Origin of the sequence: Micromonospora sp. NPDC057141 (assembly GCF_042670805.1) — a bacterium.
GTDB lineage: Bacteria > Actinomycetota > Actinomycetes > Mycobacteriales > Micromonosporaceae > Micromonospora.
In genome coordinates this window covers 56,902-71,915 of sequence record NZ_JBHUVA010000017.1, presented here as the reverse complement: position 1 = coordinate 71,915, position 15,014 = coordinate 56,902, and the positions used below count along the sequence as shown (strand labels likewise).

Annotated in this window: 15 protein-coding genes; 9 read left to right on the top strand and 6 right to left on the bottom strand. The window is 72.6% G+C overall.

Going from position 1 to position 15,014, the window contains the following annotated elements:
• Positions 1-49 precede the first annotated feature (49 nt).
• The 5 genes from ACFT41_RS12835 (at position 50) to ACFT41_RS12815 (ending at position 5,978) form a co-directional block, all read left to right on the top strand.
• Positions 50-1,807 (top strand): DEDD exonuclease domain-containing protein, encoded by a 1,758-nt coding sequence (locus ACFT41_RS12835; protein WP_377586910.1) that lies wholly within the window; start codon positions 50-52, stop codon positions 1,805-1,807.
• Positions 1,808-1,935: 128 nt separating this feature from the next.
• A complete protein-coding gene (locus tag ACFT41_RS12830; RefSeq protein WP_377586938.1) occupies positions 1,936-3,723 on the top strand; it encodes a RelA/SpoT family protein in 1,788 nt (595 codons plus the stop codon).
• Positions 3,724-3,775: 52 nt separating this feature from the next.
• Entirely contained in the window at positions 3,776-4,309 is a 534-nt protein-coding gene (locus tag ACFT41_RS12825; protein WP_377586911.1) for an NUDIX hydrolase, read from the top strand.
• 32 nt (positions 4,310-4,341) lie between these two features.
• The gene (locus ACFT41_RS12820; protein WP_377586912.1) at positions 4,342-5,205 is read left to right on the top strand and encodes an NDP-sugar synthase; all 864 of its coding nucleotides are present in this window, start codon (positions 4,342-4,344) and stop codon (positions 5,203-5,205) included.
• A 485-nt stretch (positions 5,206-5,690) separates the two neighbouring features.
• Entirely contained in the window at positions 5,691-5,978 is a 288-nt protein-coding gene (locus ACFT41_RS12815; protein ID WP_377586913.1) for an Lrp/AsnC family transcriptional regulator, read from the top strand.
• Positions 5,979-6,089: 111 nt separating this feature from the next.
• Here the strand turns inward: ACFT41_RS12815 and ACFT41_RS12810 are convergent, their stop codons facing one another.
• The 5 genes from ACFT41_RS12810 to ACFT41_RS12790 all read right to left on the bottom strand — a co-directional run bounded on the left by ACFT41_RS12810 (position 6,090) and on the right by ACFT41_RS12790 (position 11,268).
• The gene (locus tag ACFT41_RS12810) at positions 6,090-6,791 is read right to left on the bottom strand and encodes a DUF4142 domain-containing protein (protein WP_377586914.1); all 702 of its coding nucleotides are present in this window, start codon (positions 6,789-6,791) and stop codon (positions 6,090-6,092) included.
• A 190-nt stretch (positions 6,792-6,981) separates the two neighbouring features.
• On the bottom strand, positions 6,982-8,607 hold the full coding sequence (locus tag ACFT41_RS12805; protein ID WP_377586915.1) for a cytochrome bc complex cytochrome b subunit: 1,626 nt from the start codon (positions 8,605-8,607) through the stop codon (positions 6,982-6,984).
• Positions 8,604-9,692, bottom strand: coding sequence for a ubiquinol-cytochrome c reductase iron-sulfur subunit (locus tag ACFT41_RS12800; protein WP_377586916.1), 1,089 nt, complete (start codon positions 9,690-9,692; stop codon positions 8,604-8,606). Before ACFT41_RS12800 ends, ACFT41_RS12805 begins: the two co-directional genes overlap by 4 nt.
• 67 nt (positions 9,693-9,759) lie before the next feature.
• The gene (locus ACFT41_RS12795) at positions 9,760-10,596 is read right to left on the bottom strand and encodes a cytochrome c (RefSeq protein WP_377586917.1); all 837 of its coding nucleotides are present in this window, start codon (positions 10,594-10,596) and stop codon (positions 9,760-9,762) included.
• Between the two features lie 72 nt (positions 10,597-10,668).
• Positions 10,669-11,268 carry a heme-copper oxidase subunit III gene (locus ACFT41_RS12790; protein ID WP_377586918.1) on the bottom strand — a complete coding sequence of 200 codons (600 nt, stop codon included), beginning with the start codon at positions 11,266-11,268 and terminating at the stop codon, positions 10,669-10,671.
• A gap of 108 nt (positions 11,269-11,376) precedes the next feature.
• On the opposite strand from ACFT41_RS12790, the gene ACFT41_RS12785 reads away from it, so the two are divergent.
• The 4 genes from ACFT41_RS12785 to ACFT41_RS12770 all read left to right on the top strand — a co-directional run bounded on the left by ACFT41_RS12785 (position 11,377) and on the right by ACFT41_RS12770 (position 14,329).
• On the top strand, positions 11,377-12,345 hold the full coding sequence (locus ACFT41_RS12785; RefSeq protein ID WP_377586919.1) for a cytochrome c oxidase assembly protein: 969 nt from the start codon (positions 11,377-11,379) through the stop codon (positions 12,343-12,345).
• A gap of 104 nt (positions 12,346-12,449) precedes the next feature.
• Complete coding sequence (locus ACFT41_RS12780; protein WP_377586920.1) at positions 12,450-12,845, top strand: hypothetical protein; 396 nt, start codon at positions 12,450-12,452, stop codon at positions 12,843-12,845.
• 117 nt (positions 12,846-12,962) lie between these two features.
• Positions 12,963-14,009 carry an anthranilate phosphoribosyltransferase gene (gene trpD, locus ACFT41_RS12775; RefSeq protein ID WP_377586921.1) on the top strand — a complete coding sequence of 349 codons (1,047 nt, stop codon included), beginning with the start codon at positions 12,963-12,965 and terminating at the stop codon, positions 14,007-14,009.
• Between the two features lie 155 nt (positions 14,010-14,164).
• Positions 14,165-14,329 (top strand): hypothetical protein, encoded by a 165-nt coding sequence (locus ACFT41_RS12770; protein ID WP_377586922.1) that lies wholly within the window; start codon positions 14,165-14,167, stop codon positions 14,327-14,329.
• 255 nt (positions 14,330-14,584) lie between these two features.
• Here the strand turns inward: ACFT41_RS12770 and ACFT41_RS12765 are convergent, their stop codons facing one another.
• Positions 14,585-15,013 (bottom strand): cytochrome c oxidase subunit 4, encoded by a 429-nt coding sequence (locus ACFT41_RS12765; RefSeq protein ID WP_377586923.1) that lies wholly within the window; start codon positions 15,011-15,013, stop codon positions 14,585-14,587.
• Between the last annotated feature and the right edge of the window lies 1 nt (position 15,014).

Genomic DNA, 15,014 nt, shown 5'->3' with positions numbered 1-15,014 from the left:
TGGGGCCGCTGTTGCGGGAGTGTCGGACCCTGGGTCTACCGTGCCCTGGGTGGGCGGAGCGGAATACGTCCAGCAGGCGCTCGCCGGGCTGGGCCAGGCGGCGGGCGGCGGCGTGGACCCGGCGCTGCCGCTGTACGCGACGACCTTCGTGGTGGTCGACCTGGAGACCACCGGCGGCGCGCCGGACGGCGGCGGCATCACCGAGATCGGCGCGGTGAAGGTGCGCGGCGGCGAGGAGCTGGGGGTGCTGGCCACCCTGGTCAACCCGGGCGTGCCGATCCCGCCGTTCATCACCGTGCTGACCGGGATCACCCAGGCCATGCTGGTTCCCGCGCCGCCGATCGAGCAGGTGCTGCCGAGCTTCCTGGAGTTCGTCGCCGACGCGGTGCTGGTCGCCCACAACGCGCCGTACGACGTCGGTTTCCTCAAGGCCGCCTGCGCCCGGCACGGCTACCGCTGGCCCAACCCCCAGGTGCTGGACACGGCGGCGCTGGCCCGGCGGGTGCTCAGCCGCGACGAGGTGCCCAACCGCAAGCTGGGCACCCTGTCGGCCTACTTCCGCACGGCCACCCGGCCCACCCACCGCGCGCTCGACGACGCGTTGGCCACCGTCGACGTGCTGCACGGCCTCATCGCGCGCCTCGGCGGGCACCGGGTCGACACCGTCGGGGAGGCGATCGAGTTCGCCCGGGCGGTCACCCCGACCCAGCGGCGCAAGCGCCACCTCGCCGACGGGCTGCCGAAGGTGCCGGGGGTCTACATCTTCCGGGCCGCCGACGACCGGCCGCTCTACGTCGGCACCTCCGGCGACATCGCCACCCGGGTGCGCAGCTACTTCACGGCCGCCGAGAAGCGGGCCCGGATGTCGGAGATGCTGGCCGCCGCCGAGCGGGTGGAGGCGGTCGAGTGCGCCCACTCGCTGGAGGCCGAGGTGCGGGAGCTGCGGCTGATCGGCGCGCACGCGCCGCCGTACAACCGGCGGTCGAAGTTTCCCGAGCGGATGGTCTGGCTCAAGCTCACCGACGGGCCGTACCCCCGGTTGTCGGTGGTGCGGTCGCTGGCCGACGGCGACGAGGTCTACCTCGGCCCGTTCGGCTCCCAACGGGCGGCGGAGCTGGCCGCCGCCGGTTTCCACGACGCGCTCCCGCTGCGCCAGTGCACCCACCGGCTGTCGCTGCGCACGGTAACCCCGGCGTGCGCGCTGGCCGAGCTGGGTCGCTGCCCGGCGCCCTGCGAGCACCGGATCACCCCGGGGGAATACGCGGCCCGCGCCGTCGCCCCGTTCCGCGCGGCCACCGCCACCGACCCGGGGTCCGTGGTGGACGTCCTGCTGGCCCGGATCGGGGCGCTGGCGGCCGACCAGCGGTACGAGGAGGCGGCGGTGGCGCGGTCCCGGCTCGCCGCGGTGCTCCGGGCGACCGTCCGGATGCAACGGTTGACCGCGCTGGCCGGGATCGCCGAGCTGGCCGCCGCCCGGCCGGCCGCCCGGGGCGGATGGGAGCTGGCCCTGATCCGGCACGGCCGGCTGGCCGGCGCCGGGGTCTCCCCGCCGGGCGTCCACCCGCGACCGACGATCGAGCTGATCCGGGCCACCGCCGAGACGGTGCCGCCCGGGCCCGGCCCGGTGCCCCGGGCCTCCGCCGAGGAATCCGAGCGCATCCTGTCCTGGTTGGAGCGACCCGAGACCCGGCTGGTGGAGATGTCCTCCGGCTGGGCCTCCCCGGCCGCCGGGGCGGCCCGCTTCCGTGACCTGCTCAGCAAGATCGAGAGCGCCGCTTCCCACCAACTCTCGACCGAACGCCCATGACCAAGTGACCGATCGGACGACCTCGACTCGCTTAGGCTGTTAATGAAGTGCAGTACTGCCCGTTTCGTGGGCCTGCTCCCGGTTGCCGTGCCCGGTGACCGAGGGGCCGGGGTGAGGAGGTGTCCCTCGTGGACGTCGACGCCGGACACGGCGCCGCCCTGGGGGGCGCGCTCCCGACCCAGCCGGGCGACCTGCCCCTGGCGCGGCGGCTGCGGTCGCTGCTGAGCTGGCCCACCTCCGACACGGACCCGGTGACCCACCTGATCCGCACGCACCGGGGCATCCACCCGGCCACGGAGGCGGCGGTGCTGCGCCGGGCCTACACGATCGCGGAGAACATGCACCGCGGCCAGTTCCGCAAGAGCGGCGAGCCGTACATCACCCACCCGCTGGCGGTCGCCCAGATCTGCGCCGAGCTGGGCATGGACGCGACCACACTGGTCGCCGCGCTGCTGCACGACACGGTGGAGGACACCCGCTATACCCTGCAGGCCCTCGCCGAGGACTTCAGCGGCGAGGTGGCCCACCTGGTCGACGGGGTGACGAAGTTCGACAAGGCGTTCTACGGCAAGGCCGCCGAGGCGGAGACCACCCGGAAGATGATCGTCGCAGCCGGCAAGGACGTCCGGGTCCTGATCATCAAGCTGGCCGACCGGCTGCACAACATGCGTACCCTCGGGGTCCGCTCGGCCGCGTCGCGGGAGCGGATCGCCCGCAAGACGCTGGAGGTACTGGTCCCGCTCTGCGACCGGCTGGGCATCCAGACCCTCAAACGCGAGCTGGACGACGTGGTGCTGCTGCACCTGGAGCCCGACGAGCACGCCCGCATCGCCCGGTTCGTGCACGACCGGCCCGGCTGGTCGGCGTACCTCGACGACGTGGTCGCCAAGGCGAAGGTGGCGTTGCGCCGCAGCCGCGTCGACGCCCAGGTCTCCCCCCGACCCCGGCACCTCTACTCGATCTGGAAGGACACCGTCGCCGGCGGGCACAGCATCCCGCTCGACCTGCCCCGGATCGTGATCGTCGTGGACGGCCCGGCGACCGACTGTTACGCCGCCCTCGGCGCGGTGCACGGCCTCTGGCGACCCGTGCCGGGCCGGTTCAAGGATTTCATCGCCTCCCCGAAGAACAACCTCTACCGCTCCCTGCACACCAGCGTCTGCGGGCCGAAGGACCGCACGGTCGAGGTGCTGATCCGCACCGTGGAGATGCACCTCGCCGCCGAGTACGGCATCGCCGCCGACTTCCGCTACCCCCGCACCGCCAGGGCTGCCGCCCAGGCCGAGCAACTCGACTGGCTGCGCCGCGTGCTCGACTGGGAGCAGGAGGCGCCCGACCCGGCGCAGTTCCTGGAGTCGCTGCGCTGCGACCTCGCCGAGGCGCAGATCCAGGTGGTCGTCGAGGGGCGGCAGGTGGTCCTGCCGGCGGGGGCCACTCCGGTCGACGTGGCGTACGAGCTGGGCCCCGACCGGGGCGACCGCTGCCTGGCGGCCCGGATCAACGGCCGGCTCGCCCCGCTCTCCTCCGAGCTGGAGGAGGGCGACGTGGTGGAGATCTTCACCGAGTCCGATGCGGAGTCCGGCTTCGAGGCGGACGTCGCCCCGCGCGGCCCCCGCCGGGAGTGGCTCGGCTTCGTCAAGTCACCGCACGCCCAGATGCAGATCAACCGCTGGTTCGCCGAGCACACCGAGCCGGGCATCTCGATCGCCGACAAGGTCCGCCTCGGCCGGGCCACGATCGGGCTGGCGCTGCGCAAGCACGACCGGGGGCTGGCCAACGACCTGCCGCTGCTGCGGCTGTCGGAGGAGCTGGGCTACCCCGACCTGGAGACCCTGCTGGTGGCGGTCTTCGACCGGGCCCTCGAACCGGACGCGGTGGTCCTGCAGCTCATCGACCTGGTCGACCACCGCCAGTGACGTTCCTGCCCCGGTGCCCGGTCCGCCCCGCACCGGCCACTAGCCTGAAGCGATGATCCCCCGCTCCCGCGCCACCGGACGGGCCTTCGCCTACCAGGTCTTCTACCGGCTACCCGTGTCGATGCGCCGCCGGCTGGTCCGGCTCGCCACACCGAAGTACATCGTCGGGGCGGTCACCCTGGTCCGCGACACCGAGGCCGAGGGCGCCGGTCGCCTGCTGCTGCTACGTCAGCCCCCTGGACACAGCTGGACGCTCCCGGCCGGGCTGCTGCAACGCGGCGAGGAGCCGGTCGTCGGCGCGGCCCGCGAGCTGTTCGAGGAGTCCGGGGTCCGGCTCTCCCCCGACCGGCTCCGCCCGGCCGTGCCGAACGCCGTGGTGCACGCCAAGGGCTGGGTGGACGTCGTCTTCGAGGCGGAGGTCCCGGCGTCGACCACGCAGTTGACGGTCGACGGCGCCGAGGTCTTCGAGGCCGCCTGGCATCCGCTGGACGACCTGCCGAGGCTGAGCCGCGCCACGGCGAACCTGCTCGGCCGCTACGGCATCGGGCCGCGCGCCGGCGAGGCGCCGCCCGGCCCGGCTGCGTGACCAACCCGACGGCCGGCGGGCCGGGGAGCGCGGTGGGCGGTCCGGCCGACGGGCCGGAGGTCTGCGCAGTGGTGCTCGCCGCCGGCGAGGGGACCCGGCTGCGCCCGCTCACCGAACGGCTGCCGAAGGCACTCTGCCCGGTGGGCAACGTGCCGCTGCTCGACCGGGCGCTGGCCCGGCTCGCCGGGCTCGGCCTCGCCGGCCCGGCCCGGGTGGCGGTGAACGCCTGCTACCTCGGTGAGCAGGTCGTCGCGCACGTCGGCGACCGGGCCCGCCTCTCGGTCGAGCCGGGCGCCCCGCTCGGCACCGCCGGTGGGGTGGCGAACCTGCGGGACTGGATCGCCGGCCGGGGCGTGCTGGTCGGCAACGCCGACGCGTACCTCGCCGACCCGGCCGCCGACCCGGGACCGGACATCGCCGCGCTGCTCGCCGGCTGGGACGGCGAGACCGTACGCCTGCTCGGCCAGCCCGCCGACGACCCGGCCGCCCCCGGCACCTTCTCGGGCCACCGGTTCACCGGCTTCTCGCTGCTGCCGTGGCGGCTGGTGCGGGGCCTCGCCGTGGAGCCGGGCGACCTGGTCCGGGCGGTGTGGCGGCCGGCCGAGGCGGCCGGGGCGCTGACCGTGGTGCCCTACGCCGGTATCTTCTACGACACCGGCACGCCGGCCGACTACCTGACGGCCAACCTGCACGCGGCGGGCGGCGGCAACCTGGTCGACCCGACCGCCACGGTGACGGGGCGGTGCCGGGAGGCGGTGGTGGGCGCGGGGGCGACCGTGCGGGGCGAGGTGATCCGCTCGGTGCTCTGGCCGGGCGCCGAGGTGGCCGCCGGGGAGCACCTGACCGGGGTGGTCCGCGTGGCCGGGGGCCTGACCGTCGCGGCGGAGCCCCGCTGAGCGGCCTGACCGTCGCGGCCCGCCCGCAGCCCGCCCCGGCTGGCGGCTCCGCTCACCGCTCGCACCGGCCCCGGGTGCCTCGGCGCGCCGCGATAGGTGACGCAACGTAGTCAGCCGACCCGCCGACCCCACCCCTCCAACTCTCCCCTTTGCTCTGCACCCACCCACGCAGCGGTCGCACAGCGCAATCGAATCGCCGGGTCCGCCCCGGTTCGGATCTTGCGTACGCCCAGCTCCGCGCATTGTTGCGCCCGTGGGTGCAGAGCAAAGGAGGTGGAAGGTGTCAGGCGAGGTCGGATGATGGCAGCGGAGAGTGAGGCTACCTTTCACCGGCAAGAGGCCCTATGGCGATTCGCGGAGCGTGGTCGCGGGACGCTCTCACGACGAGCCGCGCCGCACCGCTGCACAGGATCCAGCGGGCGCGCCTACGATGGTCGTCGACGCCACCACCGGCGTGGCGGGCACGCGCGACGAAGGGCAGACCAGTGATCACCGCGATCGTCCTGATCGACTGCGCCACCGACTCGATCCCCGAGGTGGCCGAGAACCTGGCGGCCCTGCCCGGGGTGAGCGAGGTCTACTCGGTGGCCGGGCACGTCGACCTGATCGCCATCGTGCGGGTGCGGGAGTTCGACCAGATCGCCCAGGTCATCGCCGGCAGCATCTCCAAGGTGCCCGGGGTGATCGACACCGAGTCCCACATCGCCTTCCGAGCCTACTCGCAGCACGACCTGGAGGAGGCGTTCGCGATCGGGCTGGCCGGCACCGACTGATCCCGCCACCGGCACCGGCTGATCCCGCCGCCGGCTGCAATCCGTCCAGCCGCCACGGCGGTAGCCAGCCCACCGAGCGGCGGGCTGGCTACTACCTGGGGTGTTGCGGCGTCAGCTGACGCTCGGGGCCGGCGTCTCGGTGATCTCCGGGGTCGGCGACTCGGTGGTGCCGCCCGGGGCCGGGGCCTCGGTGGTGCCGCCCGGGGCCGGGGCCTCGGTGGTGCCGCCCGGAGCGGGCGTCGTGGTGGTCGCGCCCGGGCTGGGCGTGCCGCTGGCGCTGGTCTGCGGGACCGGGACGCCCAGGGTCTGGGCCAGGGCCACCAGCGCGTCGTAGTGCGCCTGGAGCACCGGCAGGGCGTTCTGGGCCAGCTGGACCACCGACTGCTCGGTGCCCTGCGAGATCTCCGTCTGGGTGGCCTGGATGGCCTGGACGTGACCGGCCAGCTCAGCGGTCACCCACGCCTTGTCGAACTCGGCGCCGCTGAGCTTCTTGAGCTTGTTGATGACCTTCTGCTGGTCGGCGGTCGGCGCGTCCGGCAGCTTCACGTTCAGCTGCTGCGCGGTGTCCTGCACCGTCTGGTCGAGCTGGGTGTGATCCGTGACGAACTGCGCACCCAGGTCCTTGACCTGCTGGTTCTGACCCTTCTGCTGCGCCAGGTTCCCGGACTCGATCTCCGCGAGGTTCACCTGGTGCAGCGCCTGCAGGTACTGGCTGTCCTGCGTCGACGGCTGTGCGGCCTGTGCCGCCGCCGCGGGCGCCAGCCCCACCACCACCAGGGCGGCGAGCAGTCCGAGGCGCTTGAGACCCAACATGTTTCCCTCCCCCTTTTCGTTGGACCGCACGGATACCCGGCTGACCCGGATTAACCCTGCGAATCCGCAGCCGCATGGCGGGAGGTGCCGGGGTGCCGCCGGCGCTCGGCGGTCGCCCGGGGGCGGAAACCGGACGTGGCGCCCGCCGAGGGTTCGGCGGGCGCCACGTGCGGCTTGTTGGTGCGGCGGGTCAGCGGCGGGCTTCCCCGCTGCCGATCTCCTTGCGCTCCGGCCGGGGCTCGACCGGCGGGTGCCCCGGCGAGACCGGCGACTCGGCCGGCTTCTCGATCGGGTAGAAGAAGCCCCGGATGGCGGGCCCGAGGGCACCGAGCCGGTTCATCTTCTTGGGCACCACCCAGCCGGCGTACTCCAGCTCGCCGTGACCGTCGTGGCCGCCGGCGGTCAGCGGCTGGTGGACCTCCTCGAACCGGCCGTCCGGCAGCCGGCGGATGATGCCGGTCTCCACGCCGTGGGCCAGCACCTCCCGGTCGTGCTGCTGGAGGCCGAGGCAGATCCGGTACGTCACGTAGTACGCCAGCGGCGGGACCACCAGCAGGCCGATCCGGCCCGCCCAGGTCATCGCGTTGAGGCTGATCTGGAACTTGTCCGCGATCACGTCGTTGCCACCGGAGAGGGTCAGCACGATGTAGAACGCCACCGCCATCGCGCCGATCGCGGTCCGCTCGGGGACGTCGCGAGGGCGCTGGAGCAGGTTGTGGCTGCGGTAGTCCTTGAGCCGGCGGGCCTCCACGAACGGGTAGAGCGTGGAGAGGCCGACCAGGATGCCCGGCAGCACGACGGTGGGCCAGAACAGCGGCGGGATGACGTACCCGTCGCCGATCGGAATGTTGATCTCCCACGCCGGCATGAGGCGGGTCGAGCCGTCGAGGAACATGACGTACCAGTCGGGCTGGCTGGCGGCCGAGACCACCCACGCCTCGTACGGGCCGAAGTACCAGATCGGGTTGATCTGGAACAGGCCGCCCATCAGGGCGATCACGCCGAAGACGACCATGAAGAAGCCGCCCTGTTTGAGCGCGTAGCGCGGGAACATCCGCTCGCCGACCACGTTCTCGTTGGTCCGGCCGGGGCCGGGCCACTGGGTGTGCTTCTGCTTGAAGACCAGGCCGAGGTGGGCGCTGATCAGCGCCACCAGCAGGCCCGGGATGAGCAGCACGTGGGCGATGAAGAACCGGCTGATGATGATCTCGCCCGGGAACTCCCCGCCGAAGATCGACGAGGTGACCCAGGAGCCGATCACCGGGATCGACAGCATGATGCCGGAGGCGATCCGCAGGCCGGTGCCGGAGAGGCCGTCGTCCGGCAGCGAGTAGCCGGTGAAGCCGGCCAGGAATCCCACCCAGAACAGCAGCGAGCCGATGATCCAGTTGGTCTCGCGCGGCTTGCGGAACGCGCCGGTGAAGAAGACCCGCAGCATGTGCACGACGATCGCGGCCATGAACAGCAGCGCCGACCAGTGGTGCATCTGCCGCATGACCAGGCCACCGCGGACGTCGAACGACAGGTCCAGGCTGGAGGCGTACGCGGCCGACATCGGCGTACCCCGCAGCGGGGCGTAGCTGCCGTTGTAGACCACCTCGGTCATCGCCGGCTCGTAGAAGAACGTGAGGAAGACGCCGGTCAGCAGCAGCACGACGAACGAGAACAGCGCGATCTCGCCGAGCAGGAACGACCAGTGGTCGGGGAAGACCTTGTTCAGCAGCTTGCGCAGCGGCGTGGAGACCTGGAAGCGCTCGTCCACCCCCACCGCGGCCTTGCCCGGAACGGACGCCATGTCCAACTTACGACGCTTCACGGCCGCTCCCAGAAGTCAGGCCCGACGGTCTCGGTGTAGTCCGACCGCGCCACGAAGAAGCCCTCGTCGTCCACCTCGATCGGCAGCTGCGGCAGCCGCCGGCTCGCGGGGCCGAAGACCGGCCGGGCGTTGTCGGTGATCAGGAACTGCGACTGGTGGCACGGGCAGAGCAGCCGGTTGGTCTGCTGCTCGTACAGGCTCGCCGGGCAGCCCGCGTGCGTGCAGATCTTGGAGAACGCCGCGTAGTTGCCCCACATGTAGTTCCCGTGGCCGACCCGCTGGTTGGCCTCGCGGGACACCTGGGCGTCGGACTCGCGCAGGTGGATCAGCAGCGTCGGGGAGTCGGCGTGCTTGTTGCTCACCCCGTGCTCGATGCCGGGGAAGACGGTCAGCTGGCCGCCGGCGCTGATGTCCGCCGGGCGGATCGGCCGACCGTCCTCGCGGACCAGCCGGATCTTGTGGCCGTCGGCCGGCGCGAAGCCGGTGGTGAACATCTGGTTGTTCTTGTGTGGGTCGGAGATCAGGCCGCCGACGAGCGGGGCCGCGGCGACCGCGCCGACCGGCGCGAGGCCGGCCAGCAACGAGATGCCCAGCAGCGGGCGACGCTTCACGCCGAGCTCGTCGGCGAGGTAGAGCATCGTCTCACCGGTGATCTTGCGGCTCTCCGGCGCGTTCGGGTCGTTCTCGTGCCGGTCCTGGATCGAGACCTCCTTGGGCAGCAGCTTCTTGCCCCAGGTCAGGATGCCGAAACCGATGCCCAGCAGGGCCACCCCGAGGGTGAGTCCGAGCAGCGGGGTGTAGTACTTGTCCCCGCCGGTGCCCGGCTCGTACTCCCACGGCCACCAGATGTAGACGACCAGGAAGGCGGTGGCGGCCAGGCCGGTCAGCAGGAACATCGAGGCGACCGTACGGGTCAGCCGGCGCTCGGCCTTGCTGCCCGGGACGACCTGCTCCTCGTAGTGGACGATCTCGATGTCGTCCCGGCGCGCGCCCTCCCGGACGATGTCGAACCGGCTCAGCCGCGGGTCGTGGACGTCGAGCGGCTCCGGGCCCTGGTGGGCCTGGTGCTCGGTCTTGGTGCTCATGCCGTCACCTCGCTACGGGCGGTGCCGGACCGCGGCACCGCAGCGCTGAATCGAATGATCCGCTCGGTCACGACTTGCCCGCGATCCACAGGCTGGCGAAGACGAGCGCGACGATGCCGATCAGGAAGATCGCCAGTCCCTCGGTGGACGGCCCGTACCGGCCGAGGTTGAAGCCGCCCTGGTCCTGGTCGTGCTTCAGGGTGTCCTGGATGTAGGCGATGATGTCCGCCTTCTGCTCCGGGGTGATCTGGTTGTCCCCGAACACCGGCATGTTCTGCGGGCCGCTGAGCATCGCGGCGTAGATCTGCCGGTCGCTGGCCGGGTGCAGGCTCGGCGCGTACTTGCCGGAGGACAGGGCGCCGCCGCCACCGCCGAAGGCGTGGCACTGCGAGCAGTTGATCCGGAACAGCTCGCCGCCGGTGGCCAGGTTGGCGCCCTCGCGCAGGTCGCCCTCGGGGACCTGCGGACCCCCGCCGAGCTCCTGGACGAACTGGCCGAGCTGGCGGACCTGCTCGTCGGTGAAGACCGGCGGCTTGCGCATGGCCTGCGCCTCCTGCCGGGCCATCGGCATCCGGCCGGAGCTCACCTGGAACTCGACGGAGGCCGCGCCGACCCCGATCAGGCTCGGGCCACGACCCTCGACACCCTGCGCGTTACGGCCGTGGCAGGTCACGCAGCTCACGTCGAACAGCGCCTTGCCCTCGGCGGCGGCGCCGGTGAGCGGCGGATTCTCCTGCGCCTGCACGCCGGGGGCGAAAACGGTGTAGGCGCCGCCGGCCAGCGTGAGCGCGGCGATCAGGCGGACCGCGGCGCCCAGCCGGCGGCGGCCCCTGCTGCGCGCTGCGGACCGCTCGCCGCGCAACCGCGCGAGCAGACCGCGTCGGCGGTCGTTGTCAGAAGTCATGACCTGTGTCCTTAACCGGTGGGACCTTGTCTCAGAGGACGGGGCAGCGGCGCGGTTCGTGACGCGCCAAGATCACTGAAGCCAGTAGATCATGGCGTAGAGGCCGATCCACACGACGTCGACGAAGTGCCAGTAGTACGACACGACGATCGCCGACGTGGCCTGCGCCGGGGTGAACCGGCCCATGGTCGTGCGGACCATGAAGATGATGAAGGCGACCAGACCGCCGGTCACGTGCAGGCCGTGGAAGCCGGTGGTCAGGTAGAACATCGACCCGTACCCGTCCGCGTTGATCTTCACGCCCTCGTGCACCAGGGTCACGTACTCGTTCACCTGACCGAGCACGAAGATCAGACCCATCACGAAGGTGATCGTGAACCAGCGCCGCAGGGCGTGGACGTCACCCTTCTCTGCGGCGAACACCCCGAGCTGGCAGGTCACCGAGGACAACACCAGGATCACCGTGAAGGTGGTCGCGTACGGGATGTTGAGGTGCTCGGTGTGCTTCGCCCACTGCTCCGGCGCCGCCGCGCGGATGGAGAAGTACATCGCGAACAGCGCCGCGAAGAACATGAGTTCGCTGGAGAGCCACACGATCGTCCCGACGCTGACCATGTTGGGCCGCGTCAGGGAATGGATCCGGCTCTTGTCAATGGCTGGGGCCGCAGTCACGCGGTCATTATTGCCCCTGACCACGGCCGGCGATCAGCGGGGTGCCAAACCCGTGGCATCAGTGGCCCGATCGTGGCGGTCCGAATCGCCTGGCCTAGCCTGAAACGCGTGCAGCACGTCGATTCGATCTTCGCCGCCACCTCGGCGGTCGCCGCGCCCCCGGCGCTCGCGGCCGGCGGGGACCCGCTGCCGCCGCCGTTCACCGTGGCCCGCGTGTTCACCGAGACCCGGCTGGACAGCTGGCTGGCCCTCGGGCTGGTCCTCGCCGCCGGGCTCTACCTCTACGGGGTGTACCGGCTGCGGCTGCGCGGGGACCGCTGGCCGGTCTCCCGCACCGTCTTCTTCCTCGGCCCCGGCCTCGGCGGCATCGCGGCGGTCACCGTCAGCGGCCTGCACGCGTACGACACCGCGCTGCTGTCGGTACACATGGTGCAGCACATGGTGCTGTCGATGGTCTCCCCCATCTTCCTGGCCCTCGGCGCGCCGGTCACCCTGGCGCTGCGCACCCTGCCGGTCGGGCCGCGCAAGCGGCTGCTGGCGATCGTGCACAGCCGCGTCGTCCGGGTCTACAGCTTCCCGCTGGTGGCGTTCGCCATCTTCGTGGTGAACCCGTTCGCGCTCTACTTCAGCGACCTGTACCGCTACACCCTCGAACACGCCTGGGCGCACGAGCTGGTGCACGCGCACTTCATCATGACCGGCTGCGTGTTCTTCTGGCCGCTGCTCGGGCTCGACCCGCTGCCGGGGCGCTGGCCGTACCCGGCCCGGGCGCTGCTGATGGTGCTGTCGGTGCCGTTCCACACCGTGCTCGGGCTCACGGTCATGCAGAGCACGACCCTGTTCGGCGGCGACTGGTACCCGTCGCTCGGCCTCACCTGGTCCGATCCCGCCGCGGACCAGGTGGTCGCCGGGGGCATCCTGTGGGCCGGCGGCGAGTTCGTCAGCGTGACGATGCTCGCGGTCCTGGTGGTGCAGTGGGTGCGCCAGTCGGAGCGGGAGGCCCGCCGGCTCGACCGCGAGCTGGACCGCCAGGAGGCCCGCGAGCGCGCCGACCAGGCCGCGCAGTCCCCGGCCTGACCAGCCCGTTCCGGTACGATCACCGGCCCGTCCGGGCGGGACATCGACCGGCCGGCGGCGACGGGTACGATGCTCGGCAGCTACGAGGTGGGAGTCAGCCAGCGATGAGCGATCGTCTTTGCACCGTCCTGCTCTACAGCGACGACCCGCAGGTCCGCGACCGGATGCGGCTGGCCGTCGGCGCCCGCCCGGCTCCCGGGCTGCGCGTCGAGTTCGTCGACGCGTCCGACTACGCCGGGTGCGTGCGGCTGGTCGACGACTACGAGATCGACCTGATGCTGCTCGACGGCGAGGCGAGCCCCGGCGGCGGCCTCGGCATCGCCCGGCAGATCAAGGACGACCGGGACGACGCTCCCCCGACCTGCCTGGTGATCGCCCGCGCCGCCGACCGTTGGCTGGCCGCGTACGCCGAGGTCGACGCCACTCTCGTGCACCCCCTCGACCCGGTGACCACCGGCGCCACCGTGGCCGAGCTGCTGCGCAGCCACGCCCCGGCCTGAGCCGCTCCCGGCCCGCGCGCCACCGGCGTCGCCCGGTCCGGTCGTGCCGGTCCGCACCGGCTCGCACCGGCCGGCACCCCGTCCCCCGCATCCCCACGCCCGCTCGGGAGGCCCGCCATGGGCGAACGGACCTGGCCGCACCTGCTCGCCGCGCTGCTGCGCGGGGAGGAGCTCTCCACCGCGGACACCGCCTGGGCGATGGGCGAGATCATGTCCGGCTCGGCGGCCCCGGCCCAGATCGCCGGCTTCGCCGTCGCGCTGCGGGCCAAGGGCGAGACCCCGGCCGAGGTCGCCGGGCTGGTCGAGGCGATGCTCGGCGAGGCGGTCCCGGTCGAGCTGCCGGAGGAGCTGCGGTCGTCCGCGCTCGACGTGGTCGGCACGGGCGGTGACCTCGCCCACACCGTGAACATCTCCACCATGGCCGCCCTCGTGGTGGCCGGCGCGGGGGTACGCGTGGTCAAGCACGGCAACCGCGCCGCCTCGTCCTCCTGCGGCACGGCCGACCTGCTGGAGTTCCTGGGCGTGCCGCTCGACCTGACCCCGGAGGGGGTGGCCCGCTGCGTCACGGAGGCCGGCATCGGCTTCTGCTTCGCCGGCCGGTTCCACCCGGGCATGCGGCACGCCGGCCCCGTCCGGCGCGAGCTGGGCGTCCCGACGTTCTTCAACTTCCTCGGCCCGCTGACCAACCCGGCCCGGCCCCGGGCCGGCGCGGTCGGCTGCTTCGACGTGCGGATGGCCCCGGTGATGGCCGCCGTCTTCGCCGCCCGGGGCGACTCGGTGCTGGTGCTGCGCGGCGAGGACGGCCTCGACGAGTTCACCACCGCCGCACCCACCCGGGTCTGGGCGGCCCAGGGTGGCACCGTCAGGGAGGCGCTGCTGGACGCGACGGACCTCGGGGTGCCCCGGGTCACCCTCGCCGACCTGCGGGGCGGCGACGCGACGTACAACGCGGGCGTGGCCCGGCGGCTGCTGGCCGGCGAGGCCGGCCCGGTCCGCGACGCGGTGCTGGTCAACGCCGCCGCCGCGCTGGCCACCCAGGGGCCGCTGGACGGCGACCTGACCGAGGCGCTGCGCACCGGGCTGGCCCGCGCCGCCGAGGCGGTCGACTCCGGCGCAGCTGCGGCCGTGCTCGACCGCTGGGTCGACGTGGCCCGCTCCGCCTGACCCACCGGTTCCGCGCACCACCCGGCCCCGCCCCCGGCGGGAATTGTCGGACTCCCGTGGGAAACTACAGCCGAGTGATTCTCAGACTCCCGCTTCGGCCATGAGAGGAGACGCCCGTGTCGGACCGCGAGCTCCACTGCGACACTTGCGAGGGCGTGCGGCCGTTCGAGGTGCCGCCGTGCGCCGACGGCCACGGCGCCGACTGCCCGGAGCTGGTCTGCACCGGCTGCGGCACGGCGCTGCTGATCGCCACGTTCACCTTCCCGGCGACCCGGCTCGCCACCCGCCCCGCCCACCCATCCCGCCGCCGGGCGGCCTGACCCGGTCCACGCGCCGCGCCCGACCGGGGTGGGGCGGGCGCGGGCGCCGGGGCGCGATGTCGGCGACACGGCGGTATCCGGGAACGAGGATCACCCCACGTCGCCGACATGGAGTCGATCACTCCGCCGCGACCACCCCAGCCGGGTCGACCGACTCACCGCCGGGAGCCGATCACCTCGCCGGGCCTATCACGCGGAGAAGCCCGCGCCCCCTCAACGGGAGGCGCGGGCTTCTTCCGTAAGCCGACGGGTGGCTCAGTGCTCGGCGGTGCGCCGGGTGCCGCTGTAGTACTCGAAGAGCAGGCCACAGGCGGCGAAGACGACCGCCACCAGGCCCAGACCCAGCAGCCAGAACTGCCAGAAGACCAGGCCCAGGCCGGCGATCGCGGCGGACAGCGCCAGCCCGAACGGCCAGTAGCTGCCCGGGCTGAAGAAGCCGATCTCGCCCGCGCCGTCGGCGATCTCGCCGTCCGGCCGGTCCTCCGGCCGCAGGTCGATGCGGCGGGAGACGAACCAGAAGAAGCCGCCGCACATCGAGCAGAGCAGGAACGACAGCAGCAGCGCCACGGTGCCGACCCACTCCACCTGGCCGCCGGAGTCGCCGTACGTCCAGGCACCGTAGAGGATCGTCGCGCCGAGGAGGAACCCAGCGATGATCAGGAAGATACGCCACTCGGTCTTCATG

Bases quoted from the DNA above. Each gene is read 5' to 3' on its own strand.
- ACFT41_RS12810 (WP_377586914.1), bottom strand. From the start codon at position 6,791: ATGTTGGGTCTCAAGCGCCTCGGACTGCTCGCCGCCCTGGTGGTGGTG.
- ACFT41_RS12825 (WP_377586911.1), top strand. From the start codon at position 3,776: ATGATCCCCCGCTCCCGCGCCACCGGACGGGCCTTCGCCTACCAGGTC.
- ACFT41_RS12795 (WP_377586917.1), bottom strand. From the start codon at position 10,596: ATGACTTCTGACAACGACCGCCGACGCGGTCTGCTCGCGCGGTTGCGC.
- ACFT41_RS12765 (WP_377586923.1), bottom strand. From the start codon at position 15,013: ATGAAGACCGAGTGGCGTATCTTCCTGATCATCGCTGGGTTCCTCCTC.
- ACFT41_RS12800 (WP_377586916.1), bottom strand. From the start codon at position 9,692: ATGAGCACCAAGACCGAGCACCAGGCCCACCAGGGCCCGGAGCCGCTC.
- ACFT41_RS12780 (WP_377586920.1), top strand. From the start codon at position 12,450: ATGAGCGATCGTCTTTGCACCGTCCTGCTCTACAGCGACGACCCGCAG.
- trpD (WP_377586921.1), top strand. From the start codon at position 12,963: ATGGGCGAACGGACCTGGCCGCACCTGCTCGCCGCGCTGCTGCGCGGG.